This is a genomic window from Corallococcus sp. CA053C (assembly GCF_003611675.1).
In the GTDB taxonomy this organism is placed as follows: Bacteria; Myxococcota; Myxococcia; order Myxococcales; family Myxococcaceae; genus Corallococcus.
Genome location: NZ_RAWA01000688.1, coordinates 1 through 2505, shown reverse-complemented (window position 1 = coordinate 2505; position 2505 = coordinate 1). Strand labels below are relative to the sequence as shown.

Genomic DNA, 2505 nt, shown 5'->3' with positions numbered 1-2505 from the left:
CTTCGGGCGTGGGTGGCGCCACGGGAGCCGCGCCGGTGGGGCCGGGCCGGAGGGTGTCACCCGCAGGAGGCGCCTTCATCGGCGTGGGAGGGGACACCTCCTCCGCCTGGAAGAGGCCCATCTTCCAGGCGAGTCCCACGCCCAGCACGGTGAGGAGCACCGTGCCCAGCACGAGCAGGAGGAGGACGCGGGAGCGCCGGGGCGGCGGTTGGGAGGCTTCGTCGAAGGTATCGGGCCCGTCGTCGAAGTCGTCGTCGGGGACGTGCAGGGCCTTCCGGGGCGTCCGGCGCGGCGCCTGGAAGCCGACGGTGGACTCGTCGTCATCCGGATCCGGGGAGCGGGTGGGCGTCGGATCCGTGAGGCTCATCCCGGACATGCCCGGGTCGGTGCTGAAGTGCTCTTCGTCCTCGGGCGACGGACGCGGCGGCGCGCGGAGGTTCCGGGGCCCCGGGTTCGAGGGGGGGGAGGACGCGCCCGAACGCCGCGGGCCCGGAGGTTGTGACGTGCGCCCGTCATCACCCGCGGGCACGTTCATGCGACGGGGGCCCGAAGCCAGCGGCTCCGAGCGGCCGTCGTCACTGGAGGGGATCCCCATACGACGGGGACCGGAGGACAGCGGCTCGGAGCGACCGTCATCGCCGTAGCGACGCGGGGCCGGTGCGGGCGGCGGGGTCAGGTCCTGTCGCGGGTGGGGAGGCGTGCGTCGCGGTGAGGGCGGAAACGGATCCCCATCCTCTTCCACGGAACCGCGCGCCATGGCCACGCCCGGCGACGACGAGCGACGCGAGCGCGAGGCCTCCGCCGCGGGCGTCGAGCGCGAAGGCGGCTCCGCGACGCCACTCCGCCGCACCGGCAGGGGCGCGGGCACGGGCCCCCGGGGCCGGCGCGCGCGCAGCGGCACGGTGGAGTCGGCGTCTTCGTCCTCGTCCTCCAGCATGGGTTCGAGGTAGCGCGGCGAAGGCGGAGGGGCGCCGGGCATCGTCCCGACGGCGGTGGACTCGTCGTAGTCCTCGTCCTCGTCGGTGCCCGTGGGCAGCTCGCGCGGCAGCGCCATCTGCGTCTCGGGTTCGCCCTCCTCCGCGTCGTAGGCGCGCAGCGCCGCGGCCTCATGCGTGGGCCGGCGCGAGGGAGGACGCGCCACGAGCCCCGCGGGCGTCATCGGCGAGGAGCCCATCCGGGACGGCGGCGCCCCGGCTCCATACGCCGCATCCCCCAGTGGCAGGGTGCGCGCGCCGGTGTCCGCGAGCCCCGGCAGGGGAATCGTGCGCGAGGCCGTGTCCTCCACGTCGGGGAGCGGCAGCGTCCTCGCGGCGGTGTCCTCCACGTCGGGGACCGGCGGGGGCGACGGGCGCAGGGGCGGCAGCGGGAGGGTGGCGTCGTGCCGGCCCGCGCGCTTGGCCGGGGGGATGTGCAGCACGGTGCGCTCGTCGGCCTCGCCCAGCAGGCGCGCGATGTACTGGGAGATGTCCGTGCTCTGCTTGAGCACGCCCGAGGTGAGGAACGCCTCCAGGTCCGTGCGCACGGCGGACGCACGCTGATAGCGCAGGTTGCGGTCCTTCAGCAGGCACCGCATCACGATGCGCGACAGCTCCTCCGGATAGTCGGGGCGCACCAGGTGCGGCGGGGGCGGCTCCTCGTAGCGGATGGCGTAGAGGATCCCCTCCGTGGTGGCCCGGTGGAAGGGCTGCTTGCCGGTGGTGATCTCATACAGCATCACCCCGAGCGCGTAGATGTCCGCCCGGTGGTCCAGCCGCTCCTGCATGATCTGCTCGGGCGACAGGTAGAGGAACTTCCCCTTGATGACGCCCGGCTTGCTGCGCTCCATGAACGCGCCGGCCTTGGCGATGCCGAAGTCGACGAGCTTCACGCGCCCGTCGTAGGAGATCATCACGTTCTGCGGACTGACATCCCGGTGGATCAGCTCCAACGGACGGCCATCCACGCCCCGGCTGAAGTGCGCGTGATCCAGGCCCGCGGCGATGTACGCGCAGATGCGCGCCGCGACCCCGTAGGGCATGGAGGCGCCGTACTTGGCCTCCTCCAGGAGCACGCGGCGCAGGTCGACGCCCTCCACGTACTCCATGCAGATGAAGATGTTGTCGCCCTCCTTCCCCAGCTCGTGCACCTGCACGACGTTGGGGTGGTGCAGCTGGGCGGCGATGCGCGCCTCGTCCAGGAACATCTGGACGAACTCCGGCTCCTCGGAGAGGTACGGGAGGATCCGCTTGATGACCACCAGCTCCGGAGACGGCGGCTTGTGCGCCAGGAACAGCTCCGCCATCCCGCCCAGCGCGAGGCGCTTGATGAGCAGGTACTTTCCGAACGGGGTGGCCGTCTGGGGCGAGCTCAAGGGAGTGGAGGTGCGTCCGCGGGTGGTACGGTGAACTTTTTCCAGAGCCTACTGCAATCCGGGCCCGGGGGAGCGGGCCGACCCGCCGGGTGTCGACTCTAGGCACCCCGGCCGCCGCACGCGAACTTTCAGGCCCCGCCCTGCCCCCCAAAAAC

At 72.6% G+C, this 2505-nt stretch carries 1 protein-coding gene; it reads right to left on the bottom strand.

Features of this window, described 5'->3' with window-relative positions:
• On the bottom strand, positions 1–2350 hold a 2350-nt coding region (locus D7V97_RS42145; protein ID WP_147445233.1), incomplete at its 3' end, for a serine/threonine protein kinase.
• Positions 2351–2505 lie beyond the last annotated feature (155 nt).